At 70.4% G+C, this 25,542-nt stretch carries 23 protein-coding genes; 9 read left to right on the top strand and 14 right to left on the bottom strand.

The features are described 5' to 3' along the window. Window positions 1-30: 30 nt before the first annotated feature. Genes ACWIDW_RS00510 through ACWIDW_RS00490 form a run of 5 tightly spaced genes read left to right on the top strand, consistent with a single transcriptional unit; the run spans window position 31 to window position 4,982 of the window. A complete protein-coding gene (locus tag ACWIDW_RS00510) occupies window positions 31-1,557 on the top strand; it encodes an ABC transporter substrate-binding protein (protein ID WP_454122087.1) in 1,527 nt (508 codons plus the stop codon). Next, the gene (locus tag ACWIDW_RS00505) at window positions 1,554-2,507 is read left to right on the top strand and encodes an ABC transporter permease (RefSeq protein ID WP_454122085.1); all 954 of its coding nucleotides are present in this window, start codon (window positions 1,554-1,556) and stop codon (window positions 2,505-2,507) included. The genes ACWIDW_RS00510 and ACWIDW_RS00505 overlap by 4 nt, the downstream gene beginning before the upstream one ends. Next, window positions 2,507-3,373: an ABC transporter permease gene (locus ACWIDW_RS00500; RefSeq protein WP_454122083.1), complete on the top strand. Its 867-nt coding sequence runs from the start codon at window positions 2,507-2,509 to the stop codon at window positions 3,371-3,373. Before ACWIDW_RS00505 ends, ACWIDW_RS00500 begins: the two co-directional genes overlap by 1 nt. Next, a complete protein-coding gene (locus tag ACWIDW_RS00495) occupies window positions 3,370-4,173 on the top strand; it encodes an ABC transporter ATP-binding protein (protein ID WP_454122082.1) in 804 nt (267 codons plus the stop codon). Before ACWIDW_RS00500 ends, ACWIDW_RS00495 begins: the two co-directional genes overlap by 4 nt. Further along, window positions 4,170-4,982 (top strand): ABC transporter ATP-binding protein, encoded by an 813-nt coding sequence (locus tag ACWIDW_RS00490; protein WP_454122080.1) that lies wholly within the window; start codon window positions 4,170-4,172, stop codon window positions 4,980-4,982. Before ACWIDW_RS00495 ends, ACWIDW_RS00490 begins: the two co-directional genes overlap by 4 nt. Window positions 4,983-4,993: 11 nt before the next feature. Here ACWIDW_RS00490 and ACWIDW_RS00485 read toward each other — a convergent pair whose 3' ends face one another. From ACWIDW_RS00485 to ACWIDW_RS00475, 3 genes are read right to left on the bottom strand one after another with little or no spacing between them, the layout of a single operon-like run. Continuing rightward, window positions 4,994-5,497 carry an N-acetyltransferase family protein gene (locus tag ACWIDW_RS00485; RefSeq protein ID WP_454122078.1) on the bottom strand — a complete coding sequence of 168 codons (504 nt, stop codon included), beginning with the start codon at window positions 5,495-5,497 and terminating at the stop codon, window positions 4,994-4,996. Next, window positions 5,494-6,192 carry a uracil-DNA glycosylase gene (locus ACWIDW_RS00480; RefSeq protein WP_454122077.1) on the bottom strand — a complete coding sequence of 233 codons (699 nt, stop codon included), beginning with the start codon at window positions 6,190-6,192 and terminating at the stop codon, window positions 5,494-5,496. Before ACWIDW_RS00480 ends, ACWIDW_RS00485 begins: the two co-directional genes overlap by 4 nt. After that, the gene (locus tag ACWIDW_RS00475) at window positions 6,192-6,974 is read right to left on the bottom strand and encodes an SDR family oxidoreductase (protein WP_454122076.1); all 783 of its coding nucleotides are present in this window, start codon (window positions 6,972-6,974) and stop codon (window positions 6,192-6,194) included. Before ACWIDW_RS00475 ends, ACWIDW_RS00480 begins: the two co-directional genes overlap by 1 nt. A 151-nt stretch (window positions 6,975-7,125) precedes the next feature. Between ACWIDW_RS00475 and ACWIDW_RS00470 the strand changes: the two genes are divergently transcribed. Continuing rightward, window positions 7,126-8,448 (top strand): bifunctional o-acetylhomoserine/o-acetylserine sulfhydrylase, encoded by a 1,323-nt coding sequence (locus tag ACWIDW_RS00470; protein ID WP_454122074.1) that lies wholly within the window; start codon window positions 7,126-7,128, stop codon window positions 8,446-8,448. Between the two features lie 306 nt (window positions 8,449-8,754). On the opposite strand, the gene ACWIDW_RS00465 is transcribed toward ACWIDW_RS00470, so the two are convergent. Continuing rightward, on the bottom strand, window positions 8,755-9,510 hold the full coding sequence (locus ACWIDW_RS00465) for an endonuclease domain-containing protein (protein WP_454122072.1): 756 nt from the start codon (window positions 9,508-9,510) through the stop codon (window positions 8,755-8,757). A 577-nt stretch (window positions 9,511-10,087) separates the two neighbouring features. Between ACWIDW_RS00465 and metX the strand changes: the two genes are divergently transcribed. Next, a complete protein-coding gene (gene metX, locus ACWIDW_RS00460; RefSeq protein ID WP_454122070.1) occupies window positions 10,088-11,293 on the top strand; it encodes a homoserine O-acetyltransferase MetX in 1,206 nt (401 codons plus the stop codon). An 18-nt stretch (window positions 11,294-11,311) separates the two neighbouring features. Here the strand turns inward: metX and ACWIDW_RS00455 are convergent, their stop codons facing one another. Genes ACWIDW_RS00455 through ACWIDW_RS00435 form a run of 5 tightly spaced genes read right to left on the bottom strand, consistent with a single transcriptional unit; the run spans window position 11,312 to window position 15,662 of the window. Continuing rightward, window positions 11,312-11,956 (bottom strand): NUDIX hydrolase, encoded by a 645-nt coding sequence (locus ACWIDW_RS00455; protein ID WP_454122068.1) that lies wholly within the window; start codon window positions 11,954-11,956, stop codon window positions 11,312-11,314. Between the two features lie 9 nt (window positions 11,957-11,965). Continuing rightward, window positions 11,966-13,165 carry an MFS transporter gene (locus ACWIDW_RS00450; protein ID WP_454122066.1) on the bottom strand — a complete coding sequence of 400 codons (1,200 nt, stop codon included), beginning with the start codon at window positions 13,163-13,165 and terminating at the stop codon, window positions 11,966-11,968. A 42-nt stretch (window positions 13,166-13,207) separates the two neighbouring features. Then, a complete protein-coding gene (locus ACWIDW_RS00445) occupies window positions 13,208-13,540 on the bottom strand; it encodes a thiamine-binding protein (RefSeq protein ID WP_454122064.1) in 333 nt (110 codons plus the stop codon). A gap of 45 nt (window positions 13,541-13,585) precedes the next feature. After that, the gene (locus ACWIDW_RS00440) at window positions 13,586-14,794 is read right to left on the bottom strand and encodes a hypothetical protein (RefSeq protein WP_454122062.1); all 1,209 of its coding nucleotides are present in this window, start codon (window positions 14,792-14,794) and stop codon (window positions 13,586-13,588) included. 16 nt (window positions 14,795-14,810) lie between these two features. After that, window positions 14,811-15,662, bottom strand: coding sequence for an ADP-dependent NAD(P)H-hydrate dehydratase (locus ACWIDW_RS00435; protein WP_454122061.1), 852 nt, complete (start codon window positions 15,660-15,662; stop codon window positions 14,811-14,813). A 52-nt stretch (window positions 15,663-15,714) separates the two neighbouring features. On the opposite strand from ACWIDW_RS00435, the gene ACWIDW_RS00430 reads away from it, so the two are divergent. Next, the gene (locus tag ACWIDW_RS00430; RefSeq protein ID WP_454122059.1) at window positions 15,715-16,797 is read left to right on the top strand and encodes an NADH:flavin oxidoreductase/NADH oxidase; all 1,083 of its coding nucleotides are present in this window, start codon (window positions 15,715-15,717) and stop codon (window positions 16,795-16,797) included. A gap of 60 nt (window positions 16,798-16,857) precedes the next feature. Here the strand turns inward: ACWIDW_RS00430 and ACWIDW_RS00425 are convergent, their stop codons facing one another. Beyond that, a complete protein-coding gene (locus ACWIDW_RS00425) occupies window positions 16,858-17,919 on the bottom strand; it encodes a hemolysin family protein (RefSeq protein WP_454122057.1) in 1,062 nt (353 codons plus the stop codon). Then, on the bottom strand, window positions 17,916-19,232 hold the full coding sequence (locus tag ACWIDW_RS00420; RefSeq protein WP_454122055.1) for a hemolysin family protein: 1,317 nt from the start codon (window positions 19,230-19,232) through the stop codon (window positions 17,916-17,918). The genes ACWIDW_RS00425 and ACWIDW_RS00420 overlap by 4 nt, the downstream gene beginning before the upstream one ends. Window positions 19,233-19,481: 249 nt before the next feature. Between ACWIDW_RS00420 and ACWIDW_RS00415 the strand changes: the two genes are divergently transcribed. Next, window positions 19,482-23,153: a multifunctional oxoglutarate decarboxylase/oxoglutarate dehydrogenase thiamine pyrophosphate-binding subunit/dihydrolipoyllysine-residue succinyltransferase subunit gene (locus ACWIDW_RS00415; RefSeq protein ID WP_454122053.1), complete on the top strand. Its 3,672-nt coding sequence runs from the start codon at window positions 19,482-19,484 to the stop codon at window positions 23,151-23,153. An 84-nt stretch (window positions 23,154-23,237) separates the two neighbouring features. Here ACWIDW_RS00415 and ACWIDW_RS00410 read toward each other — a convergent pair whose 3' ends face one another. Genes ACWIDW_RS00410 through ACWIDW_RS00400 form a run of 3 tightly spaced genes read right to left on the bottom strand, consistent with a single transcriptional unit; the run spans window position 23,238 to window position 25,423 of the window. Next, the gene (locus ACWIDW_RS00410; protein ID WP_454122052.1) at window positions 23,238-24,536 is read right to left on the bottom strand and encodes a GNAT family N-acetyltransferase; all 1,299 of its coding nucleotides are present in this window, start codon (window positions 24,534-24,536) and stop codon (window positions 23,238-23,240) included. A 54-nt stretch (window positions 24,537-24,590) separates the two neighbouring features. Further along, complete coding sequence (locus ACWIDW_RS00405) at window positions 24,591-24,833, bottom strand: zf-HC2 domain-containing protein (protein WP_454122050.1); 243 nt, start codon at window positions 24,831-24,833, stop codon at window positions 24,591-24,593. Next, the gene (locus ACWIDW_RS00400; RefSeq protein WP_454122048.1) at window positions 24,830-25,423 is read right to left on the bottom strand and encodes a sigma-70 family RNA polymerase sigma factor; all 594 of its coding nucleotides are present in this window, start codon (window positions 25,421-25,423) and stop codon (window positions 24,830-24,832) included. The genes ACWIDW_RS00405 and ACWIDW_RS00400 overlap by 4 nt, the downstream gene beginning before the upstream one ends. Window positions 25,424-25,542: the final 119 nt, after the last annotated feature.

The raw sequence follows: 25,542 nt of genomic DNA, 5'->3' as shown, positions 1-25,542 counted from the left end.
CCGCGCGCCACCATCTCGAGAGGACGCCCCTTGTCTGCTTCCCCCTCCCGGCGATCCGCCGGAATCGCCGCCCTCGGCCTCCTCGCCGTCGGCGCACTCGCGCTCAGCGCCTGCACCCCGGCCGCTGAGCCCACGCCGACGGCAACCGCCACGGCCGATCCCGACGCGACGCTCACCGTCGGACTCGTGCTCGAGCCGACCAACCTCGACATCCGGCACACCAGCGGTGCCGCTCTCGAGCAGGTGCTCGTCGACAACATCTACGAAGGGCTCGTCACCCGCACGCAGGACAACGGCATCGAGGAGCGCCTGGCGAGCGCGTACGAGACGTCACCCGACGGATTGACGTACGAGTTCACCCTCAACGAGGGCATCACCTTCCACGACGGCACCCCCCTGACCTCTGCCGACGTGGTCGCCTCGTACGAGGCGGTCAGGACGGATGCCAGCGTGCAGGGCAACGCGGAGTTCGCCGGCGTCGCCTCGATCGCAGCTCCCGACGCCCAGACGGTGACGATCACGCTGACCGAGCCCGACCAGAACTTCCTGTTCACCCTCACCGGCCCCGCCGGACTGGTGTTCAAGAACGGCGACACGACCGACCTGAAGACCGCCGAGAACGGCACCGGCCCGTTCGTGCTCGACCGCTGGGCGAAGGGCAGCGCCATCACCTTCGATCGGTACGACGAGTACTGGGGAGAGAAGGCGACGATCGGCGAGGTCGTGTTCGAGTACATCCCCGACTTCACCGCGGGAGTGAACGCGGCACTCGACGGCACGCTCGACGTGCTCACCGCCGTCGACCCGAACCTCGTCTCACAGCTCGAGGACACCGGTGATTTCACGATCACGACCGGTCGCACCACCGACAAGGCCACCCTCGCGTTCAACAACCGGCAGGCCCCGCTCGACGACGTCAGGGTGCGCGAGGCGCTGCGACTCGCCGTCGATCACGAGGCGCTCGTCGAGGCGATCGGCGCCGGCCAGACGCTCTACGGCCCCATCCCCGAGCTCGACCCCGGGTACGAGGACCTCAGCGACGTCGCGCCCTACGATCCGGCGCGGGCGAAGAAGCTGCTGAAAGAGGCCGGTCACGAGAAGCTCGACCTCACCCTCACCATCCCGTCCTTCTACGGCACGACCGCGGCGCAGGTGCTGGTGTCCGATTACGCGAAGGTGGGCGTCTCGCTCGAGGTCAAGCGCGTCGAGTTCCCGACCTGGCTCGACGACGTCTACACGAACCACGACTACGAGCTCAGCTTCGTGCTGCACGTCGAGCCGCGCGACTTCGTGAACTTCGCCAACCCCGACTACTACTTCGGCTACGACAACCCCGAGGTGCAGAAGCTGTACGCGCAGTCCCAGACCGAGATCGACCCGAAGAAGTCCGCCGACCTGCTGCAGAAGGCCGCGCGCATCGTCTCGGAGGATCACGCGGCCGACTGGCTGTACAACGGCGCCACGCTCACCGCGCACACCGCCGCCGTCGCCGGCTTCCCGACCGACTCGATCAACTCGCGCATCGACCTCGCCGGCGTGACGAAGTCCGCGGAGTGATCCGCTACGCGCTCACTCGAGGAGCCCTGCTGCTTGCAGGGCTCCTCGTGTCGAGCGCGATCATCTTCCTCACCCTGCGGGTGTTCCCCGGAGACGTCGCGCAGCTCATCGCGGGCACCCAGGCCGACCCGCAGACCGTCGCCGCGCTGCGCGAATCGCTGGGCCTCGACAAGCCGCTGCCCGCACAGTACACCGACTGGATCGGCGGCATCCTGCGCGGCGACCTAGGCACCTCGCAGCTCAGCGGCGCCTCGGTCGGCGCCGAGCTGATCGAGAAATCACGGGTGACCGTTCCGCTCGGGCTGATGGCGCTGACCATCGCCCTGCTCATCGCCGTGCCGTTCGGCGTGGCATCGGCTGTGCTGCGCGGCCGCGCCGGCGGCACCGCTCTCAGCTTCGGAGCACAGGCTCTCGCCGCCGTGCCCGTGATCTGGGCAGGGATGATGCTGGTCGTCGTCTTCGCGCACTGGCTGGGCTGGCTGCCCGCGCAGGGCTTCCCCCGTTCGGGGTGGACGACACCCGCCAAGGCGTTCGAATCGCTGCTGCTCCCGGCGCTCACCATCGGCATCGTCGAGGGCGCCATGCTCATGCGGTTCGTGCGCAGCGCCACCCTGCAGGCCGCGGGGCAGGACTTCGTGCGCACCGCCGCGGCGAAAGGGCTGACCCGCCGCCAAGCGCTCATCCGTCACGGCATCCCCGCGGTGGGACTCTCGATCGTCACGGTGCTCGGGGTGCAGGTCGCCGGCATCATCGTGGGCTCGGTGGTCATCGAGCAGCTGTTCACGCTACCCGGCATCGGCCGCATGCTGGTGGCCGACGTCGGCACCCGCGATCTGATCAAGGTGCAGAGCGAGCTGCTCGTGCTCACCGGGTTCGTGCTGATCATCGGCTTCATCGTCGACCTCGTGCACCACGCCGTGGACCCCCGGCAGAGAGCGGAGGAGAGCTGATGCCCCGCTGGCTGCGCGTGCTGCTGTCGTCGTGGACGGGCCGGTTCGCCGTGCTCGTCGTGGTGCTGATCGCGCTGACCGCCGTCGTCTCGGCGTTCTGGACGCCGTTCGACCCGATGCTCACCGACGTGCGCGGACGGTGGGCCGCGCCCGGCTGGCCGCACCTGCTCGGCACCGACGGCACGGGACGCGACATCCTCAGCCTGATCATGGCGGGCGCGCGCACAACGGCCTTCGTCGCCGTCGGGGCGGGCGTCATCGCCACGCTCGTCGGCGTCTCGCTGGCCACCCTGGGGGCGCTGACCACGAGATGGGTGCGCGAGAGCGTCGCGGTGCTGGTCGACATCCTCATCGCGTTCCCCGTGCTGATGATCGCCATGATGATCTCGGCCGTCTGGGGCGGGTCGCTGTGGGTGGTCGTCTTCGCGGTCGGCATCGGCTTCGGCGTGAGCATCGCGCGGGTCACCCGCCCCGAGCTGCGACGCGTGCAGCAGAGCGACTTCGTGCTCGCGGGCCGGGCATCCGGACTCTCCACCGGGCAGAACCTCACCCGCCACCTGCTGCCGAACATCGCCCCGGTGTTCATCGTGCAGCTGTCGTGGTCGATGGCCGTCGCGGTGCTCGCCGAGGCGGGACTGTCGTATCTCGGATTCGGCGCCTCGCTGACCGAGGCCTCGTGGGGCACGCTGCTGGCCGACCTGCAGCGCTACATCGGCGTGCATCCGCTCACCGTCGTCTGGCCGGGCATCGCCATCACCCTCACCGTGCTGGGTCTGAACCTGCTCGGCGACGCGCTGCGCGAGGCCACCGACCCGACGCTCACACGCCGTTCCGCTCAGGTGCACGTGCCGGAGGTGGTCGCATGACGCTCGAGGTCGAATCGCTGGTCGTCGAGCTCGACGGCGCGCGCGTGGTCGACGGCGTCTCGTTCACCGTCGCCGACGGTCAGCGGCTGGGCCTGATCGGCGAGTCCGGGTCGGGCAAGTCGATGACCGCGCTGGCGATCCTCGGCCTGCTGCCCGAGAACGCGCGGGTCAGCGGCAGCATCCGCTGGGACGGCACCGAGCTGGTCGGGATGCCCGACCGCGACCTCGCGCGGCTGCGGGGCGACGAGATCGGCATGGTCTTCCAGGAGCCGCGCACCGCGCTCAACCCGATCCGCACCGTGGGCAGGCAGATCGCCGAATCGGTGCGCATCCACGAGCGGATCGGCAGACGCGAGGCGCGCGAGCGCACCGTCGCCGAGGCGGCGCGCGTGCAGCTGCCCGACCCGGCATCCATCGTCGACCGGTATCCGCACCAGCTGTCCGGCGGTCAGCGGCAGCGCGTGGCCATCGCGATGGCGCTCGCGTGCCGCCCCCGGCTGCTCATCGCCGACGAGCCCACCACGGCGTTGGACGTGACCATCCAGGCCGAGGTGCTGAATCTGCTGCTCGGTCTCGTCACCGATGAGGGGATGTCGCTCGTGTTCATCACGCACGACCTCGCCGTGCTCGCACAGGTCGCGACCCACGGCGTCGTGCTCGAGCACGGTCGGGTGGTCGAGCAGGCGCCGATCTCGACGCTGCTCAGCTCGCCGGAGTCTCCCGTGACCCGGGCTCTGCTGCGCGACGCCACAGCCACGCTGTGGCGAGCGGATGCGGGCGACGAGAGGACCGGAGAATGACCCCGCCCGCCCGCGCCGACCGCGCGCTCGTCGTCGCGGAGGGTCTCAGCCGCAGTTTTCCCGTGCGACGGCGCACGATGTTCGACCGCCCCCGCACGAGCATCGCCCTGCACCCGACCGACCTCGAGGTCGCCGAGGGTGAGTCGCTGGGGCTGATCGGCGAATCCGGATCGGGCAAGTCGACCCTCGTCAGGCTGCTGCTCGGTCTCGACCGGCCGACCAGCGGTCGGGTGCGTGTCGCCGGCCGCGACGTGAACGCCGCGGCGAGCGCGAGATCGCTGCACTGGCTGCGGCGGGAGACCGGGCTGGTGTTCCAGGACCCGTACGCATCGCTCGACCCGCGGATGAGCATCGGGCGGATCATCGCCGAACCGCTCTGGGCCCTCGACATCCCGGGTGACCGGCGTGCGCGGGTGCGCGAGGTGCTCGCACAGGTCGGCCTCGACGCCGACATGGCCGACCGGCATCCGCACGAGTTCTCGGGAGGGCAGCGCCAGCGCATCGCCCTGGCCCGGGCGATCGTGCACCGACCGCGGATCCTCGTCGGAGACGAGCCGATGTCGGCGCTCGACGTCACCGTGCGCGCGCAGATCCTCGCGCTGCTCGCCAGGCTGCGCGTCGATGAGGGGCTGACGATGATCACGGTCTCGCACGACATCGGACTGGTGCAGCACCTCAGCGACACGGTCGCGGTGATGAAGGACGGCCGCATCGTGGAGCGCGGCACGGTCGCCGCGGTGCTGCAGCACCCCGAGCAGGAGTACACGAAGCGGCTGCTCGCGGCGGTGCCGGTGATCCCGTCGCCCTGAGGCGCGGGGAGCTACAGCGTCTTCTGCAGGAAGTGCACACCCAGCCGGTCGCCGAACTTCTCCCCCACCTCGGTGAGCCGACCGGCGTCGACGAAGCCCGCTTTGCGGTGCAGCGCGATCGACGCATCGGCACCCCGATCGGCGATCACGGCGATGACCTGGCGCAGACCCGCGTCCCGGCACCGGTCGAGGAAGACCGCCAGCAGCGCCCAGCCCACTCCCCGGCCCGCCGCCGACGGGGCGAGGTAGATCGAGTTCTCGATCGTGAACCGGTATGCCGACTTCGCCGACCAGGGCACGCCGAGTGCGTACCCGAGCAGGTCGCCGTCGGTGGTCTCGGCGACGAGGAACGGGATGCCGGCGCCGGCGATCCGGGCGGCTTTGCCCTTCCAGTCGGCGACGGTCGACTCGACCTCGTCGAAGGTCACGGTGGACGATCGCACGTAGTGGTTGTAGATGTCGCGGATCGCGGGGAGATCGGCATCCGTCACCGCACGCACCCGCAGCTCGCTCACGCCTCTCCCGCCACGCGCCAGTCGACCGGGTCGGCGCCCATGGATTCGAGCAGCGCGTTCACGCGCGAGAACGGGCGGGAGCCGAAGAAGCCCCGGTTCGCCGAGAGCGGCGACGGATGCGCCGACTCGATCGTGGCCGTCTCGCCCAGCAGCGGCTTCAGCGCCGCGGCATCCCTCCCCCACAGCACCGCCACGAGCGGCTGCTCGCGGGCGACGAGTGCGCGGATCGCCAACTCGGTCACCTGCTCCCACCCCCACCCGCGGTGGGACGCCGGAGCACCCGGCCGCACGGTCAGCACCCGGTTCAGCAGCAGCACACCCTGATCGCTCCACGCGGTGAGATCGCCGTGCGGTGCCGGCGGGATGCCGAGGTCGCTGTGGCGTTCCCGGTAGATGTTGCCGAGGCTGCGCGGCAGCGGGCGCACCTCGCGCTCGACGGCGAACGACAGGCCGATCGGGTGCCCGGGTGTCGGGTACGGATCCTGCCCGGTGATCAGCACCCGCACATCGGCCAGCGGCCGCTGGAAGGCGCGCAGCACGTTCGCGCCGGCCGGAAGGTAGCCCCGGCCCGCCGCCTGCTCAGCCCGCAGCCGGTCGCCCAGTTCGGTGAGCAGCGGCTGCGCGGGCTCGAGCGACTGCGCCCAGCCGGGGTCGATCGAACCGTCCTCGGCGAGTTCGGCGAGGGTGCGCCGCATCAGTCGTCCGTGCGCACATGCAGCGCACCGCGCGCCAGCAGGTGCTGGGCGGCCTGCGCCAGCGGGCGCATGGTGACCAGGTCGAGGTTCACGCGACGCGGGGCGTTCAGCGCGTAGGCGATGAGGTCGGCCACGTCATCCGCGATCAGCGGCTCCGCGACGCCGTCGTAGACCGACTCGGCTGCCACCGCATCGCCGCCCAGACGGTTGAGCGCGAACTCCGCGGTGTGCACCATTCCCGGTGCGACCTCGACCACGCGGATCGGCTCGCCGTGCAGCTCCTGGCGCAGCACCTTCACGAGCATCGACTCGGCGGCCTTGGCCGCGTTGTAGCCGCCGCCTCCCGGGTACGCGGTCTGCGCAGCGGTCGAGGTGACGAACACCGTGTCGGCATGGCCGTCGGCGGCCGCCGCCCGGCGCAGCAGCGGAAGCAGGCCCGCGACCAGCCGCTGCGTGGCGAGAACGTTGGCGTCGTACATCCATTGCCAGTCGTCGATCGATCCCTGCTCGACGCTGTCGGTGCCGCGCGCACCGCCGGCCACCTGCACCAGCGCGTGCACCGGCCCGGTGCGCTCGAGCTCGGCGACGAGGGCGGCGACGGCATCCGGGTCGGTCAGATCGCACGCGATGGTCGACGCGCCGGTATCGGATGCCAGCTGCGCCAGGCGCCTCTGCCGCCGCGCGACGCCGACGACCTCCCAGCCCTGGGCGCGCAGCACGCGCACGGTCGCCTCTCCAATACCCGAACTCGCTCCGGTCACGACGGCTCGTCTGATCACCATGCTCTCCACCGTATGCGCAACACGGCTGGATCCCGCCATCCCACTGTGTTACGTAACATTTCCGGGCGCTTGTCGACGACCGCGCGGCTTCGTAGTGTCGCTTCCAGGCATCCGCCGACCGACCCCACGACCCGAACCCTGGGAGCACGTCATGACCGCAGCCGAGAACTGGCGCTTCGAGACCAAGCAGATCCACTCGGGCGCCGCGCCCGACCCGGTCACGAGGGCGCGCGCCACGCCGATCTACCAGACCACGTCGTACGTGTTCGACAACGCCGACCACGCTGCGAACCTGTTCGCGCTGGCCGAGTTCGGCAACATCTACACCCGCATCCAGAATCCGACGCAGGATGTTCTCGAACAGCGCCTCGCGGCTCTCGAGGGGGGCACCGGAGCCCTCGTGCTCTCCAGCGGCCAGGCCGCCTCGACCCTCGCGATCCTGAACATCGCTCAGGCGGGCGACCACTTCGTGGCCTCCAGCGCGATCTACGGCGGCACCTTCAACCTCTTCAAGTACACGCTGGCCAAGCTCGGCGTCGAGGTCACCTTCGTCGAGAACCAGGACGACCTCGACGAGTGGCGTGCGGCCGTGCGGCCGAACACGAAGCTCTTCTTCGCCGAGACGATCGGCAACCCGAAGATCAACGTGCTCGACATCCGCGGCGTCGCCGACGTCGCCCACGAGAACGACGTGCCGCTGATCGTCGACAACACGATCGCCACGCCGTACCTCATCCGTCCGTTCGAGCACGGCGCCGACATCGTCACGCACTCGGTCACCAAGTTCCTCGGCGGGCACGGCACCACCATCGGCGGCGCGATCATCGACGGCGGCACCTTCGCCTGGTCGCAGCACGTCGACAAGTTCCCCGGCCTCACCGAGCCCGACCCCTCGTACCACGGCGCGTCGTACACGACCGCTGTCGGCGACGGGCTCGCCTACATCATCAAGGCGCGCGTGCAGCTGCTTCGCGACCTCGGCACGGCCATCGCGCCGCAGAGCGCGTGGAACCTGATCCAGGGCGTCGAGACCTTGTCGCTGCGCATCGAGCGTCACGTGCAGAACGCGCAGGAGATCGCCGAGTGGCTCGAGAACCACGACGACGTCGCCTCGGTGAACTACTCGGGTCTGCCGTCGTCGCCCTGGTACGCCAAGGCCAACGAGTACGCGCCCAAGGGCGTCGGCGCGGTGCTGTCGTTCGAGCTGAAGGGCGGTGTGGAGGCCGGACGCGAGTTCGTCAACAGCCTGAGCCTGTTCAGCCACCTCGCCAACATCGGCGATGTGCGCTCGCTCGTCATCCACCCGGCGTCGACCACGCACTCGCAGCTCTCGCCCGAGCAGCAGCTCTCGGCCGGCGTGACACCCGGTCTCGTGCGCCTCTCGGTCGGCCTCGAGAACGTCGACGACCTCAAGGCCGACCTCGACAGCGCTCTCGCGGCGGCGCGCCGCGTCGCGGAGGCCGCTCGCGCCTGACGCTCGTCCTCGTCGAAAAGCGCGGATGCCCCGGACCGGTCGGTCCGGGGCATCCGCCGTTCCGGTCGAGGAGATCGGCGCGGGAGCCGGATGCCGGTACCCAGGCCCCATCACCGACATCTGGCTCCTCCCACGCCGCTCCTGGGCAGCATCGGATATCCAGACGAGCCAGAGTGGGAGCCGGATGCCGGTTCCCACGCCCCAGAGCTGACATATGGCTCCCCCCACCCGTCCTCACCCGCCGGCAGATCCCTGGCCGACGTCGAGCGGGAGCCAGATGCCGGCCCACGCCCCGTGGCACGAGCGTCATGCGCGGTCAGCGGTCGCCAGACGAGTCGCGCGGGCTCGCGCGAGCCGAGTGAGAAATGCCGATGGTTTCGTCAGGTCGGACTGTGTCAGCCGGATGACGATCCACCCGAGATCCTCGAGACGTCGTTGGCGCCGGATGTCCGCGCGCCATTGCTCCTTGTCCGTGCGGTGGCCGTCACCCTCGTACTCGATCGCGACCTTCAGCTCGGGATAGGCCAGGTCGACGCGCGCCACGAGAACTCCTCCGTCGTACACGCCCCACTGCATCACGGGCTCCGGCAACCCGCTCTCCATGATCCGCACGCGCGTCTCGGACTCCTTCGGCGACTCGGCGCCCTCGCGCGCAAGGTCCAACGCGCGACGCGCCCTGGCGCATCCCGAGAATCGGCCCCACTCCTCCAGCCGGCGCTCGATCTCGTCGCGGGTCGCCATCGGTCTGGTTGCGTTGATTCCCGGGTAGTTGTCCGCTGCGGTGAGGAGCGCGTCGAAAGCGGCGACGAGTTGAACGAAGTCGAGGTCAGACCGCGTCGTCAGCACCGCCGCGACGGGGTCGACCACCGCCGCCCCGGTGAAGATCATCCGCTGCGCCCGGTGAGGGACCAGCCGTCTGCCCTTCACTCGCTTCCCACGTGGTGGCGCGGCATCCGTCCCAACGCAGACATGCAGCGGCTCAGCAGGGGTCCAGACGCTCGGCACCGGCAAGCCCCACAGACGCATCGCGGTCAGACCGACGAACACCTGCCCGGGAAGCATGATGACGCGATAGCAGTCCACGAGAGCCCGAAATCCGGTCGGGACGCTCCTCGCGCGAGCACCGTGGAACGGACGAGCGAGGTCGTCGGCATCTCTTCTCGACCGCCCCACGCCGGCATCGGCAGCAGAACGGGTCGCGAAACGGTCACCGAGTCGACGGGGCAGAGGCTTGGTTCGGCGCATTCCGTCATCGTCGCCGAATCCGGATCGGCTCGGATGCGGAGATCCCGGTACCCGTGCACAACTTCTCGGATTCCGCACTCTGTGGAAATCTGCTCACGTTGAGGTTGCGGTCGCGCGAGTGTCGCGTCCGCGTATGCCCGGGAGCCAGATGCCGCCCTCACGGGCTAAGAACCAGCATCCGGCTCCTGCCCAGCACCCCGACGGCAGCAACCGGCACCCCAACCCCGCCCCGAGCCCATGCCCGGGAGCCAGATGTCGCCCACACGGGCTCAGAACCAGCATCCGGCTCCTGCCCAGCACGCCGACGACAGCAAACCGGCGCCCAGACCTCACCCCGTCCGCACCCGCCCGTAACCTGCGGCGGATCCCGAGGCGCACAGGCGAGAATGGACGCATGGACTGGCAGACGACCTCTGAGGACACGGTGCCGTCGGCTCCCGTGACCGAGGCCGATGTGCGTCTGCTGCGCGCCCGCCCGCCGGCGACCGGCGCCTGGCGCGACGGCGACCCTGCGGGCGATCGTCGCTTCACGTTCCTCGGCGACTTCCGCACCGAGAACGGCGAGCTGCTCCCGGCCACGCGCCTGGCGTGGGAGAGCTGGGGTGAGCTGAACGACGCCCGTGACAACGCGGTGCTGATCCTGCACGCGCTCACCGGCGACAGCCATGTCCGCGGCCCGGCGGGCGCCGGCCACCCCACCGCCGGCTGGTGGGAGGACATCGTCGGCCCGGGGTCGGCGATCGACACCGACCGCTGGTTCGTGATCGCCCCGAACATGCTGGGCGGATGCCAGGGTTCCACGGGGCCTGCGAGCATCGCCCCGGACGGCCGGGAATGGGCATCCCGCTTCCCGTACCTCACCATCCGCGACCAGGTCGCGGCGCAGATCGCCCTCGCCGACGCGCTCGGCATCGAGCGCTGGGCCGCGGTGATCGGCGGCTCGATGGGCGGGATGCACGCGCTGGAGTGGGCGGTGATGCAGCCCGAGCGGGTCGAGCGCCTCGCCGTGCTCTCGTCTCCCCCGGTGACGACGGCCGACCAGCTGGCGCTGAACTTCGTGCAGCTCGAGACCGTGCGCATGGACCCGCGGTTCGCCGGCGGCGAGTACTACGACGCGGCACTCGGCGAGGGCCCGCACCGCGGTCTCGCCCTCGCGCGCCGCATGGCGCTGCTGAACTACCGCAGTCCGATCGAGCTCAACCAGCGGTTCCAGCGGTCGTGGCAGTCGGATGTGTCTCCTCTCGGCCGCGGCGGACGCTTCGCGGTCGAGTCGTACCTCGACTTCCACGGCAACAAGTTCACCCGCCGCTTCGACGCGAACAGCTACCTCACGGTCGTCGAGGCGATGAACTCCCACGACATCGGCCGCGATCGCGGCGGGGTCGAGCAGGCGCTGCACACCGTCACGGCGCGCACGCTCGTGCTGGGCATCGACACCGACCGGCTGTTCCCCGTCGACGGGCAGCAGCGCATCGCGCGCAGCATCCCGAACCTCATCGACGACGAGACCGTGGTGCTCGCCAGCGATTTCGGGCACGACGGATTCCTCATCGAGACCGATCCCGTCGGAGCCCATCTGGAGCGGCTGCTCGCGTCGTGACAGGGCGCCGGATGCCGGTCAGCGCCGCTCGTACACCCACGGCAACGTGCTCATGGTCAGCCGGTGCCGCGCACCCGGTGCGCCCGGCGCATCCGGATGCTCCTCGTCGCCCGCCCACAGCGCCCGCATCCCGCGCTCGAGCTTCTGCATCCGCGTCTCGTAGCGGGCGAACCCGCTGACCGCCCCGAACGCGTCGTCGACCGTCGCGTGCTCACGCAGCCCATGCAGGGTGATCCAGGTCGGCGGGAACAGCGTGAGCTCTCCTCCCGCGTGTCCGGCGAAGGCGCGAGCGGGGGTCATCCAGACCGCCTCCTCGATCTCGCCCGGGTTCGGCCGCAGCGGCTCGCCGCTCTCCCGTGCGAGGAAGAACCAGGTGCGGAACCTCACCGGGGTCTCGGCCGGCGGCACCCAGCGCGAGAGCGTCGCCAGATCCCGGATGCCGATGCCGGCCTCCTCACGGGTCTCGCGGACGGCCGCGCGCAGGGCCGCCTGCTCCTCGTCGCCGCCGTCACGCTCGTCGTCGGGATCGACGCGGCCACCGGGGAAGACCCAGGCACCGGGAAACGACCCCGTGGCGGGGCGCCGCAGCAGCAGCACTTCCAGGCCGTCGGCCCCGTCTCGCAGCACCACGGCCGTGCCGGCGACGCGCATCGGGGCATCCATACCGGCACTCTAGTGCGCGCGTGCGGCACCCGCGGTCACCGGCGTCCGCGACTGCGCGCGGTAGGCGATCAGCGCGATGGCCAGGCCGAGCGCGGCCAGCACCGCACCCACCCATTCGGGTGCGGTGTAGCCGAGACCGAGCGAGATCGCCGCCCCGCCGAGGAAGGCGCCCAGGCTGTTGCCGATGTTCAGCGCCGAGTGGTTCAGCGCCGCAGCGATCGACTGGTTGTCGCCGGCGACATCCATCAGACGGGTCTGGATCGCCGGGCTCAGCACCGACGCGAGCGCGCCGACGAGCATCGCGGTGATGATCAGCGGCACCACCGAGAAGGCCAGCACGGCGAGCAGCACGAGCACTCCGGCTAGCGCGGCGAGGCCCCAGATGAGCGTGCCGCGCAGATCGTGATCGGCAAGACGGCCGCCCGCCAGGTTGCCCACGGTCATGCCCACCCCGACCAGCACCAGGGTCACCGGCACGACCCACTGCGGGGCGCCGGCGACCTCGGTGACCAGCGGGGCGATGTAGCTGTACATCGCGAAGAACCCGCCGAAGCCGATCGCCCCCATGCCGAGCGTGAGCCAGACCTGCGGCACGCGGAACACGCCCAGCTCGGACCGCAGCGTGCGGCCGGGATCCCCCGGATGCGCCGGCACGAACAGGGCGATGCACACCGCCGCGACGGCGAACACCGCAGTGACGACGAGGAAGGCGGTGCGCCACCCCCACTGCTGCCCCAGGTAGGTGCCCAGCGGCACGCCGACGACGTTGGCGACGGTCAGACCGGTCAGGATGAACGCGACGCCCTGCGCCCGCTTGCCGGGGCCGAGCACGTCGGCCGCCACGAGAGCGCCGATGCCGAAATACGCGCCGTGCGGCAGGCCGGCGAGCAGTCTCGACGCGCCGACCAGCCCGAAGCCCGGCAGCACCACGGTGAGCGCGTTGCCGAGGGTGAGCGCTATGGCGAGCGCCAGCAGCACCCGATGCCGCGGAAAGCGCGCCACCGCACCGGCGATGGTGGGCGCGCCGATCACGACGCCGAGGGCGTAGAGCGAGATGAGCCATCCGCTCTGGCCGATCGCCTGCTCGCTGCTCGCCGCCCACACGTCGGGCAGCAGGTCCTGGGCGATCTCGGGCAGCAGGCCCATGATGACGAATTCCGTCATGCCGATGCCGAAGCTGCCGATGGCGAGGGAGAGGAGCGCCCTCATCGCCGCCCCCCTCGAAGGAGTCGAGGGAGTCACCCGCTCATGCTACCGGCCGATCGCGTCACCGCCGGCGGATGCGTCGATGGCCTTCTCGAGACGCTCGATCTTGGCATCCAGCTCGCCGCTGTATCCGGGACGGATGTCGGCCTTCAAGACGAGCGAGACGCGCGACCCGAACGGCATGACCGCCTCGGTGGCCCTCTTGACGACATCCATGACCGAGTCCCAGTCGGGCCCTTCGATCTCGGTGAACATGCTGGTGGTGCGGTGCGCGAGGCCCGACTCGCGCACCACCCGCACGGCGGCCGCGACGGCATCGTGCACCGAATCACCCGAGCGGCCGTCACCGGATGGGGCGACCGAGAATGCGACGAGCATGGTTCCTCCTGTTTTCGTGGTCGATCTGTTTCGTGGTCGATCGCGTCAGCGACGCGGCGCGGGAGTGCGCAGCACGGCACGCGCGGCGACGACGAGCGTCACCACGAGCATCGCATTGCGCACGGTCAGCAGCAGCACGGGCAGCGGCTGGGCGGCGAGCAGTCCGTCGTAGGTGAGCGGGTAGACGCAGAACGTCAGGGCGCACAGCAGCAGCACGAGAGCGGTGGGCGTGTACGCGCGTGCGTGATCGAAGACGATCCACAGCATCGCGGGAACGATGAGCCAGGTGGTGAACTGCGGCGATCCCACCCGGTTCGTGACGATCAGCGCCGCGACCAGCGCGAGCGCGAGCGGTGGCAGCAGGCGCGTCCAGGCGGCACCCCGCCGTGCCCGCAGAACACCGAGCACGACGATCCCGGCAACGACCAGCACCATCGCCGGTGTCGTCGCCGCAGCGACGAATGCTGCCCCGGGCGCCTCGATCTGGAAGGTGAGCATGTCGAAGCTGTACTCGATCTTCGCGTCGCCGCGGACCGCCGCCCACAGGAAGGGCGTCGCGGCGACCGCCTCGATCTGCAGACCCCGGCCGTTCTGTGCGGTGATGAATCCGAAGAGCCGCTCACCGGATCCCAGCGCGAGCAGCGCGGCGGCGATCGCGGCAGACACCGCGGCGGCGGTCACCGCCAGATGCAGACCGCGCCGGCCGGCCGCGATCGCGGCGACCAGCAGCGCGCCGGGCCAGATCTTGATCCACGCGCCGATGGCGAGCGCCGCCGCCCCCACGCGCGGATGGCGGGCCAGCCACAGACCGCCCGCGAGCGCGAGTGGCACCGTGATCGCGTCGATCCTGTACATCGCGATCGGACCGAGCAGCAGCAGCGCGACGATCCAGAACCACGCGGCCGACTCGCGGTGCCGCCCCCGACCTCGCAGCAGCACGGCGAGCCCGAGCGCGTCGCACGCGGTGACCAGCAGCGCCCAGCCCACCAGGTACGCTCCCGGGGCGCCGAGCGCCGTCGTGAACGGCAGCGCCAGTGCGTGAGCGGCCAGCATCGGCAGCAGGGCGAGCTGCGGATACACCCAGCTCTGGGTGATCCCCACGATCGCCTCGCCGCTGAGCGCCGCCTGCGCCCACGGCTGGTACACGAGCACGACGTCGCCCATCGGCCGGCTCGGCAGCAGCCACCCGGCCGCCGCGACCACCGCATGCACGATCAGGAACGCCGTCCACACCGCCCAGCGTCGGGAGATCACCTCCGGCGCCCCGGCGTCATGTCAGCAGCTCGCCGATGGCGCCCGGCAGTGCCTCGGCGACGTCCAGCGCGACGATCGGATGCCCGGCAGCTCGTCGCTGTGCCGACGCCGCCCCCGCGATTCCGGATGCCCGTGCCGCGGCGTGTCCGTGCAGCCAGACGGCCGCTGCGGCCGACTGCGCCAGAGAACGGCTCGGGTCGGCGGCGATGAGCGCGCCGATCACCCCACCCAGCACGTCTCCGGTCCCGGCGGTCGACAGCCAGGCCGGGGCGTTGCCGACCACGATCGGTGCGCCGTCGGGGCCGGCGATCACGGTGCGGGCCCCCTTGAGCAGCACGGTCGCACCGAGCCGCGACGCGGTCTCGATGACCCCCGCGACACGGCGGTCCTCGGTGCCGAGGTCGATCTCGGCGAGCCCGAGCCCGGCGCGCAGCCGTCCGAACTCGCCGGCGTGCGGTGTGAGCACCATCGGCGCGGTGCCGTCTGCGGCGAGATCCAGCGCGCCCGCGTCGACGACGACCGCGGCGTCGCCGTGCAGAATCTCCGCGAGTGCCTCGCGCTCGTGTGCGTCGCGGTGCTCGGCATCCGTCCCCGACCCGATCACCCACGCGCCGACCCGGGTTCGCCCGGCGTCGGCCCTCGCCACGGTCTCGGGTCGGCGGGCCAGCACGGCCTCCCGCGCGCCGCCGGTGTACAGCACGTACCCCGCCCCGGCTCGCCAGGCCGCCTCGACTCCGAGCACCGCGGCGCCCGGATACGCGGCGGAGCCGGTCCGCAGCCCCACGACACCGCGCGAGTACTTGTCGTCGTCGGCGGTCGGCACGCGCAGCAGCGCACCGGTGTCGGCTCTCGTCCACTCCCGCAGCATGAAGAACACGCTAGCGCGCCCTGCTCCCCCGCCCGGGCGATAGCGTCGAGATGTGACCACCCCCTCGACGCCCCGTCTCTTCACCCCGTTCACGATCCGCTCGCTCACCGTGCCGAACAGGCTGTGGGTGTCGCCGATGTGCATGTACAGCGCCGTCGACGGCGTGCCGCAGGACTGGCACCGCACGCACCTGGCACAGTTCGCGTCCGGCGGCGCCGGGCTGATCGTCGCGGAGGCGACCGGTGTGCTTCCCGAGGGGCGCATCTCGCCGCGCGACACCGGAATCTGGAACGACGAGCAGCGGGATCTCTGGGCCCGCATCGTCGACGATGTCCACGCGCGTGGCGGGCTGATCGGCATCCAGCTCGCCCACGCCGGGCGGATGGCCTCGACCTGGTGGCCGTGGGCCGACCAGCGCGGCACGGTGCCCGCCGCCGAGGGCGGCTGGCCGACCGTCGCCCCCTCCGCGATCGCGTTCGAGGGGTACGCGGCTCCGTCGGCTCTGGACGCGGCCGGTGTCGAGCGGATCGTCACGGCCTTCGCCGACGCGGCCCAGCGGGCCCTGGATGCCGGGTTCGACGTGCTCGAGGTGCACGGCGCGCACGGCTACCTGCTGCACGAGTTCCTCTCACCGCTGGCGAACGTGCGCGACGACGAGTACGGCGGGTCGCTCGAGAACCGCGCCCGGCTGCTGCTGCGCATCGTGCGGCGGGTGCGCGAGGTCGCCGGCGTCGACATGCCGATCTTCGTGCGACTCTCGGCCACCGACTACGCCGAGGGCGGGTTCACCCCCGACGAGGCCGCACGGGTGGGCCGGTGGGCGGTGGATGCCGGCGCCGACCTCATCGACGTCTCGAGCGGCGGCATCATCGCCCGGCCCCGGATCGACTACCGTCCCGGCTTCCAGGTGCCGTTCGCCGAGACCGTGCACGCCGGCGGCCTCGTGCCCACCGCGGCCGTCGGCCTGATCACGACCGGCTCGCAGGCCGAGCAGATCCTCGCCTCGGGCGCCGCCGACGCGATCTTCGCCGGACGCGAATGGCTGCGCGACCCGCATTTCGGCCTGCGCGCCGCGCACGAGCTGGGCGCCGAGGTGCCCTGGCCGCCGCAGTACCAGCGAGCGCACTGGCGCTGACGCACGCGCACGACGGCCCGGCGGGTGGATCCCGCCGGGCCGTCGTGCGTCAGGTGCGGGTCAGCGTCCGTGACCGCGGCGAGTCGCGTCCTGCACCTCGCCGACGAGCTCCTCCAGGATGTCCTCGAGGAACAGCACGGCGGTGGTCCGGCCCGAGCGGTCGCGCACCTTGGCGAGGTGCCGTCCCGCGCGGCGCATCGAGGCCAGCACATCCTCGAGGTCGGTCTCCTCCTGCACCGGCAGCATGTGGTGGATGCGCTTGGCCGGCAGGGGCTGGGAGATCCGCTCGTCGGGCTCGGGGCCCTCGGCCGCACGCAGCACGTCCTTCAGGTGCACGTAGCCGATCGGCGACTGCTCGTCGTCGACGATCACGTACCGCGAGAACCCGTAGCGAGCGACCGCGCGCTCGACGTCGTCGGGGGTGGCCGTCTCGGGCAGGGTGATCAGGTCGGCGAGCGGCACGGCGATGTCGCGCGCCTTCTTGTCGGTGAACTCCACCGCCGCGGCCACGGCACCCGACGAGTCGGTCAGCACGCCCTCGCGCCGTGAGCGGTCGACGATCGTCGCGACCTCCTCGAGCGTGAACGTCGACGCCGCCTCGTTCTTCGGCTCGACCCCGAACAGGCGCAGCACGCTGTTCGCGATGCCGTTCAGCGCCCAGATGATGTGGCGGAACACGCGCGACACCCAGACCAGCGGGGGTGCGAGCACGAGCACGGCGCGATCGGGGATCGAGAACGCGAGGTTCTTCGGCACCATCTCGCCGAACACGACGTGCAGGAACGACACGAGCGCGAGGGTGATCACGAACGCGCTGACCGAGATCACCGCAGGATCCCAGCCGAGGGCGTGCATCGGCACCTCGAGGAGGTGGTGGATGGCCGGCTCCGAGACGTTCAGGATCAGCAGCGAGCAGATCGTGATCCCGAGCTGCGAGGTCGCGAGCATCAGCGTGGCATGCTCCATCGCGTACAGCGCGGTCTTGGCCGCACGGGATCCGCGTTCGGCGAGCGGCTCGATCTGCGAGCGGCGTGCGGAGATCACGGCGAACTCCCCGCCGACGAAGAAGGCGTTCGCGGCGAGTAGCACGACCAGCCAGACGAGTCCTGCCCAATCGCTCATCGCTCGTCCTCCGTCGCGTCGACGGCCGGGTCGGCGGTGTACCGGATGCGGTCGATGCGCCGACCGTCCATGCGCGCGACGCGCAGCACGCCGCTGTCGATCCTCACCTCGTCGTCGATGACGGGCACCCGCTCGAGCAGGCTCATCATGTAGCCCGCCACGGTGTCGTAGACCTCGCCTTCCGGCACCTCGATCCCCGTGCGCGAGAGCAGCTCGTCGGGGCGCAGCTCACCGGGGAACGTGATCGAGTCGGGCCGGCGCACGATTCCCGCCCGCGAGCGGTCGTGCTCGTCCGACACCTCGCCGACGATCTCCTCGATGAGATCCTCGAGCGTCACGATGCCGGCGGTGCCGCCGTACTCGTCGACCACGACGGCCATCTGGTAGCCCTTCGTGCGCAGTTCGGCCACCAGCACGTCCAGGTGCACCGTCTCGGGCACGCGCAGCGGCTCGGTGCTCAGCGCGCCGACCGGCACCTCCGCCCGCTTCTCCCGCGGCACCGACACAGCGGCCTTCACGTGCACCACGCCGGTGATGTCGTCGAGGTCGTCGTCGTACACCGGGAAGCGACTGTGACCGGTGCGCCTGGCCAGCCGGATCACGTCATCGGCCGAGTCCCCCACCGAGATGGCGTGCATGCTCGGCCGTGGGGTCATGATGTCGTCGGCGGTGAGCCGCGCGAAGTTCAGGCTCCGATCGAGCAGCGTCGCCGTGTCCTTCTCGAGCACGCCCTGGCTCGCCGAGCGGCGCACCAGCGACGAGAGCTCCTCCGCGCTGCGCGAGCCCGAGAGCTCCTCCTTCGGCTCGATGCCCATACTGCGCAGCACGGCGTTGGCGCTGCCGTTGAGCAGCACGATGGCGGGCTTGAAGACGGCGGTGAACACCGTCTGGAACGGGATCACCAGCTTCGCCGTGGCCCGCGGCAGCGCGAGCGCGAAGTTCTTCGGCACGAGCTCGCCCAGGATCATCGACAGGAAGGTGGCGATGAGCATCGCGACCGTCACCGAGATGGCCGTGGCCGCGGCATCCGGTGTTCCCCAGGCCTCGAGAAGCGGCGCGAGCAGCTTCGAGATGGCCGGCTCCATCGTGTATCCGGTCAGCAGGGTCGTCAGCGTGATGCCGAGCTGCGCCGACGACAGATGCGTGGAGGTGATCTTCAGCGCGCGGATCGTCAGGCCCAGCCGGGACTCGCCCCGGGCCTGGCGGGCTTCGAGGTCTGCGCGGTCGAGATTGACCAGAGCGAACTCGCTGGCGACGAAGAGTCCCGTCCCCACGATGAGCAGCAGCCCCACGCCCAGCAGCAGGAATTCCATCAGCTGCTTCCCTCGACATCCTCGCGGAGCGGGCAGTGGGGCGATGTACTGCAAGAAGGAGGGTCGTCCATAGTGCGCCCGATCTTACCGAATGCCGCTGTGCTCGCATCGGACGAAACGGCCGTCGGCGCAGACGATTCGGAATCCGTTTGGCGTTAGGCTTGATGACTGTTACGCAAGTGCGACCCGGGCGCTGCAGTCAGCGCCAGGTGGCACGTGAGCTTCAGCGACGAAAGAGGGCGATAGAGCGTGTCGAACCAGGTGACCGGCGTCGGTGGCGACGGGGGGTTCGGAGCCAACTCCTGGCTCGTGGATGAGCTCTACGAGCAGTTCCAGAACGACCGCAACTCGGTCGACAAGGAGTGGTGGCCGATCCTCGAGCAGTACACCCCGGATGCCGCGGCTCAGCCGGCCGGCGGTGCGCCGGCGGCCTCGGCGGAACCCGCGCACCCTGTCACCGCCCCCATTCCCGTGATCGGCGCGCAGCCGGTCGCCCGCACGACGGCCAAACCCGCCAAGCAGGCACCCATCCCCGCCCAGGCACCCAAGCGCGAGGCGAAGGACGACGCTCCCGCCGAGGAGGAGCGCGTCACGCCGCTGCGCGGCATGCCGAAGACCCTCGCGGCCAACATGGATCAGTCGCTGACGGTGCCTACCGCGACGAGCGTGCGCACGATCCCCGCGAAGCTGATGATCGACAACCGCATCGTCATCAACAACCACATGGCGCGCACACGCGGCGGCAAGGTCAGCTTCACCCACCTCATCGGCTGGGCGCTGATCCGCACGCTCAAGGACTTCCCGAGCCAGAACGTGTTCTACGCCGAGGTCGACGGCAAGCCGTCGGTCGTCGCGCCGGCGCACGTCAACCTGGGCATCGCCGTCGACGTCCCTAAGCCCGACGGCACCCGCGCCCTGCTCGTGCCGAGCATCAAGCGCGCCGACACCATGACCTTCGGCGAGTACCTCGCCGCGTACGAGGACATCATCGCCCGGGCGCGCGCGAACAAGCTCACCGCGGCCGACTTCGCCGGCACCACCGTCTCGCTGACCAACCCCGGCGGCATCGGGACCGTGCACTCGGTGCCGCGTCTGATGAAGGGCCAGGGCTGCATCATCGGCGCCGGCGCCCTCGACTACCCGGCCGAGTTCCAGGGCTCGAGCCAGCGCACGCTGACCGAGCTGGGCATCGGCAAGACCATCACGCTCACCAGCACCTACGACCACCGCGTGATCCAGGGTGCCGGATCGGGTGAGTTCCTCAAGAAGGTGCACGAGCTGCTGATCGGCGAGCGCAGCTTCTACGAGGACATCTTCGCGTCGCTGCGCATCCCCTACCAGCCGATCCGCTGGAACGCCGACATCGCGGTGGACCTGGCCGAGCGCGTCGACAAGCAGTCACGCGTGCAGGAGCTCATCAACTCGTACCGGGTGCGCGGTCACCTGATGGCGGACATCGACCCGCTCGAGTACGTTCAGCGCTCGCACCCCGACCTCGAGATCGAGAGCCACGGACTCACCTTCTGGGACCTCGACCGAGAGTTCGTCACCGGCGGCTTCGGCGGACGCCGCGTGATGAAGCTGCGCGACATCCTCGGTGTGCTTCGCGACTCGTACTGCCGCACCCTCGGCATCGAGTACATGCACATCCAGGACCCCGAGCAGCGCCGGTGGTTCCAGGAGAAGCTCGAGGTCAAGTACGTCAAGCCCAACCACGACGAGCAGCTGCGCGTGCTGCGCAAGCTCAACGAGGCCGAGGCGTTCGAGACGTTCCTGCAGACGAAGTTCGTCGGGCAGAAGCGCTTCTCGCTCGAGGGCGGCGAATCGCTCATCCCGCTGCTCGACGAGGTGCTGCAGGGTGCGGCGAACGCCGGCCTGGACGGCGCCGCGATCGGCATGGCGCACCGCGGTCGACTCAACGTGCTGACCAACATCGCCGGCAAGACCTACGGTCAGGTGTTCCGCGAGTTCGAGGGATCGCTGACCCCCGGCAACCAGCGCGGGTCGGGCGACGTCAAGTACCACCTCGGCACCGAGGGGACGTTCGTCGCCGAGGACGGCGCCGAACTGCCCGTCTACCTCGCCGCCAACCCCTCGCACCTCGAGACCGTCGACGGCGTGCTCGAGGGCATCGTGCGCGCCAAGCAGGACCGCAAGCCGATCGGCACCTTCGCCTGGCTGCCGATCCTCGTGCACGGCGACGCGGCGTTCGCCGGTCAGGGCGTAGTGGTCGAGACCCTGCAGATGTCGCAGCTGCGCGGATACCGCACCGGCGGCACCGTGCACGTCGTCGTCAACAACCAGGTGGGCTTCACCACGCTGCCGACCGACTCGCGCACGTCGGTGTACGCCACCGACGTGGCGAAGACCGTCCAGGCACCGGTGTTCCACGTGAACGGCGACGACCCCGAGTCGGTCATCCATGTCGCGCGACTGGCGTTCGATTACCGCGAGCGCTTCCACCGCGATGTCGTCATCGACCTGGTCTGCTACCGACGCCGCGGTCACAACGAGGGCGACGACCCCTCGATGACCCAGCCGCTGATGACCGATCTGATCGAGGCGAAGCGCTCGGTGCGCAAGCTGTACACCGACGGCCTGGTCGGCCGCGGCGACATCACCGAGGAGGAGTACGAGCAGGCCAAGGCCGACTTCCAGAACCGTCTGGAGATCGCCTTCGCCGAGACGCACGCCGCCGAGACGGGCGCGACTCCGATCGCCCCGGAGCTCAACCAGGTCGATGACCAGATCGGCGCCCCGGAGGTCACGGGTGTGCCGCTCGAGGTGGTCCACCTCATCGGAGACGCGCACGCGAACAAGCCCGACGGCTTCACGGTGCACTCGAAGCTGCAGCAGCAGCTCGACAAGCGCGTGAAGATGAGCCGCGAGGGCGGCATCGACTGGGGCTTCGGCGAGCTGCTCGCCTTCGGCTCGCTGCTGGTCGAGGGCACCCCGGTGCGCCTGGCCGGCCAGGACTCGCGCCGCGGCACGTTCGTGCAGCGTCACGCGGTGCTGCACGACCGCGCGAACGGCCAGGAGTGGCTGCCGCTGGCGAACCTGTCCGAGAACCAGGGCCGCTTCTTCGTGTACGACTCGCTGCTCAGCGAGTACGCGGCCCTCGGCTTCGAATACGGCTACTCGGTCGAGAACACCGAGGCGCTGGTGCTGTGGGAGGCGCAGTTCGGCGACTTCGCCAACACCGCCCAGGCCGTCATCGACGAGTACGTGTCCTCGGCGGAGCAGAAGTGGGGCCAGCAGTCCGGTGTGGTGTTGCTGCTGCCGCACGGCTACGAGGGCCAGGGGCCCGATCACTCCTCGGCGCGCATCGAGCGATTCCTGCAGCTGTGCGCGCAGGACAACATGCTCGTCGCGCGTCCGTCGACGCCGGCGTCGTACTTCCACCTGCTGCGACGCCAGGCCTACGCCCGTCCGCGCAAGCCGCTGATCGTCTTCACCCCGAAGGCGATGCTGCGCCTGCGCGGCGCGACCAGCCCGGTCGAGGACTTCACCCAGGGTCGGTTCGAGCCGGTGATCGACGACGACCGCGGTCTCGACCGCGGCGCCGTGAAGCGCGTGCTCGTGCACTCCGGGAAGATCCACTGGGACCTGCGCAGCGAGCTCGAGAAGAACCCGAACCCCGAGATCGCGCTGGTGCGGATGGAGCAGCTGTACCCCACGCCGATCGACGAGCTGAAGGCGATCACCGACTCGTACCCGAACGCCGAGCTGGTGTGGGTCCAGGACGAGCCCGAGAACCAGGGCGCCTGGCCGTTCCTCGCGCTGGAGTTCGCCGCGGTGCCCGGCCCCCGGCAGTTCCACGCGGTCACGCGGCCGGCTGCGGCGTCGCCGGCGACGGGCTCGTCGAAGGTGCACGCGGCCGAGCAGGTCGCTCTGCTGAAGACCGCGCTGACGCTCGACTGACGCCGGAGCGGATGCGAAAGGCCGCCGCCCTCATCGAGGGCGGCGGCCTTTCGCGTGCGGGCTCTCGCCCGGTGCCGGATGTGGTCAGTACCAGATGCCGAGGACGGGCGACGGGGTGGTCAGGAAGGCGCGGGAGAGTGCGCTCACCGCGTCGGCATCACCGCGGATGCGCCCGGCTGCGGCGAGCTGTGCGGGCGGCACTCCCCCGGCGTAGATCGCCGAGAGCTCGACGACGCCGAGCGTGACGTCCGGAGCGTCGGATGTCGCTGCGATCCGACCGCGACCGCCCTCATCGACCGTGACCCGCCAGTCGCCTGCGGCGAACCCGAGCGGGTCGTCCACACGGAGCACGATGTCGAGCGGCCCGCTGTAGGTGCGCGCGGTGAGGGCCGCGTCGACGTCGAGCACCCGCAGCCAGCCGTGGTCGTGCACCTCGGCCGTGACCGCGCGCTGGTCTGCGACCAGCCACGGCAGCGGGTCGTCGACAGGGCGCAGGTCGACGCGGGCCCTGGTGACCAGGTCGTGCTGCACGACGAACCGCCAGATCTCGCGCAGAGCCTCGTCGGAGGTCGTGATGATCGAGCGGATGCGCATCTCCGAGCGGAACACTCCGGCGAGCTCCGCGAGCGTATACGCCATGGCGCCCTGCACGGCACCGTCCGCGTCCGTGAACCGCACGCCGCGGACGGCGGCGGCCTCCTTGTCGCCCTCGGCCAGGCCCGCCATGCGCTGCCACCGACCGCGCCATCCCGCGACCTGCCCGGAACGCCGTGTCCGGGAGGTCTCGTGCAGGCGCTCGAGATCGGCGGCGAGGGTCTGCTTGTCGGCATACACGAGCCGCCCTGTCGACGGCTCTTCGCTGCCGCGCCAGCCGGCGCGGGCCGTGTCGACGGTGAATCGCATCACCGGGACGGCGGGTCCGAAGCCGTACCGGCCGTAGATCGTCGCCTCGGATGCCGTGAGGCCGGCGACCGCGACGCCGGCGCCTGCGGCTGCCCGCAGCTCGCCCTCGAGCAGATTGCGCGCGATGCCTCGTCGACGGTGGGTTCCGGCGACGGTGACCGAGCTGATCGCCCACATGTCGATCTCGCCACCGGGCAGGCTCAGCGGTGTCACCCAGCTGTTGACCGTCGCGATCGGCCAGCTGCCGGCCGCGGGATCGTAGACGCCGATGTTGCGGCGGGCACGCATGGTCTCGCGCATCTGAGCCAGCTCGGCGTCGGTGGGGTCCTCATCGAGGAATCCGCGCGAGTCGGCGCGGAGGAACCCCTCCGCGTCGGCGTCGACCGACATGTCGGCGATGCGGTAGTCCAGCCCGTTCTCGCGCAGGCGGCGCTGCGAGTCCGGGTCGACGGCGATGATGGTCTCGTCCGGTTCGGTCATCCACTCAGCCTACGGGGAGGCGGCGCGACCGATCTCGCCGTCGTCCGTGCTTCGTCAGTGGGTCGCCTGAACGGCGCGCAGCCTGGCGAGCACCTGGTCCCGCAGCTCTTCGGGAGCGGTCTCCTTGCAGGCGCGTGCCACGACCTCGGTGAGGGTCCTCGCGACCAGTGCCTCGTCCTTGCATTCTTCGCAGTTCTCGAGATGCTCGCGGATCTCGGTGTGCCCGGTGCGGCACACCTCGTTGCGGAGGTACTCCTCTAGATCCCGGCGCGCCTTCTCGCAGCCGCAGTCGCTCATTTCCTGCTCCTCGGTTCAGCCGCACGGATTCCCCGTTCAGCGGCGTAGTCGGCCAGCAGCTCGCGGAGCATGCGCCTGCCACGATGCAGACGGCTCATCACGGTGCCGATGGGGGTTTTCATGATGTCGGCGATCTCCTGGTAGGAGAATCCCTCGACGTCGGCGAGGTAGACCGCGAGGCGGAAGTCCTCGGGCACCTCCTGCAGGGCATCCTTCACGACGGATGCCGGCATCCGGTCGATCGCCTCCGCCTCGGCGGAGCGACCGTGCGTGGCGGTCGTCGATTCGGCGCCGCCGAGCTGCCAGTCCTCGAGCTCGTCGATCGTGCCCTGGAACGGCTCGCGCTGACGCTTGCGATAGATGTTGATGTACGTGTTCGTGAGGATGCGGTACAGCCACGCCTTCAGGTTGGTCCCCGGCGTGAAGCTCGACCACGCGGCGTAGGCCTTCACGAACGTCTCCTGCACGAGATCGGCGGCATCCGCCGGGTTGCGCGTCATGCGCATGGCCGCGGCGTAGAGCTGATCCATGAAGGGGATCGCCTGCTCCTCGAAGTCGCGTCGAGGATCGCGGGAAGCTGTCTCGTCCATCACGGGCCAGTCTAGGCGCGAGAGTGCGTCGGCACCGTGGACGTCAGAGCGATCGAGCATCGCGTTCGCCGTCATGTGTCTTCTCCGCTCCGTGTGTCGCAGCCTTCACTAGGCTTACA

This window comes from Microbacterium sp. NPDC055312, assembly GCF_053645675.1.
The sequence above is the reverse complement of the archived record's forward strand: the minus strand, read 5'-3'. Positions and strand labels throughout refer to the sequence as shown.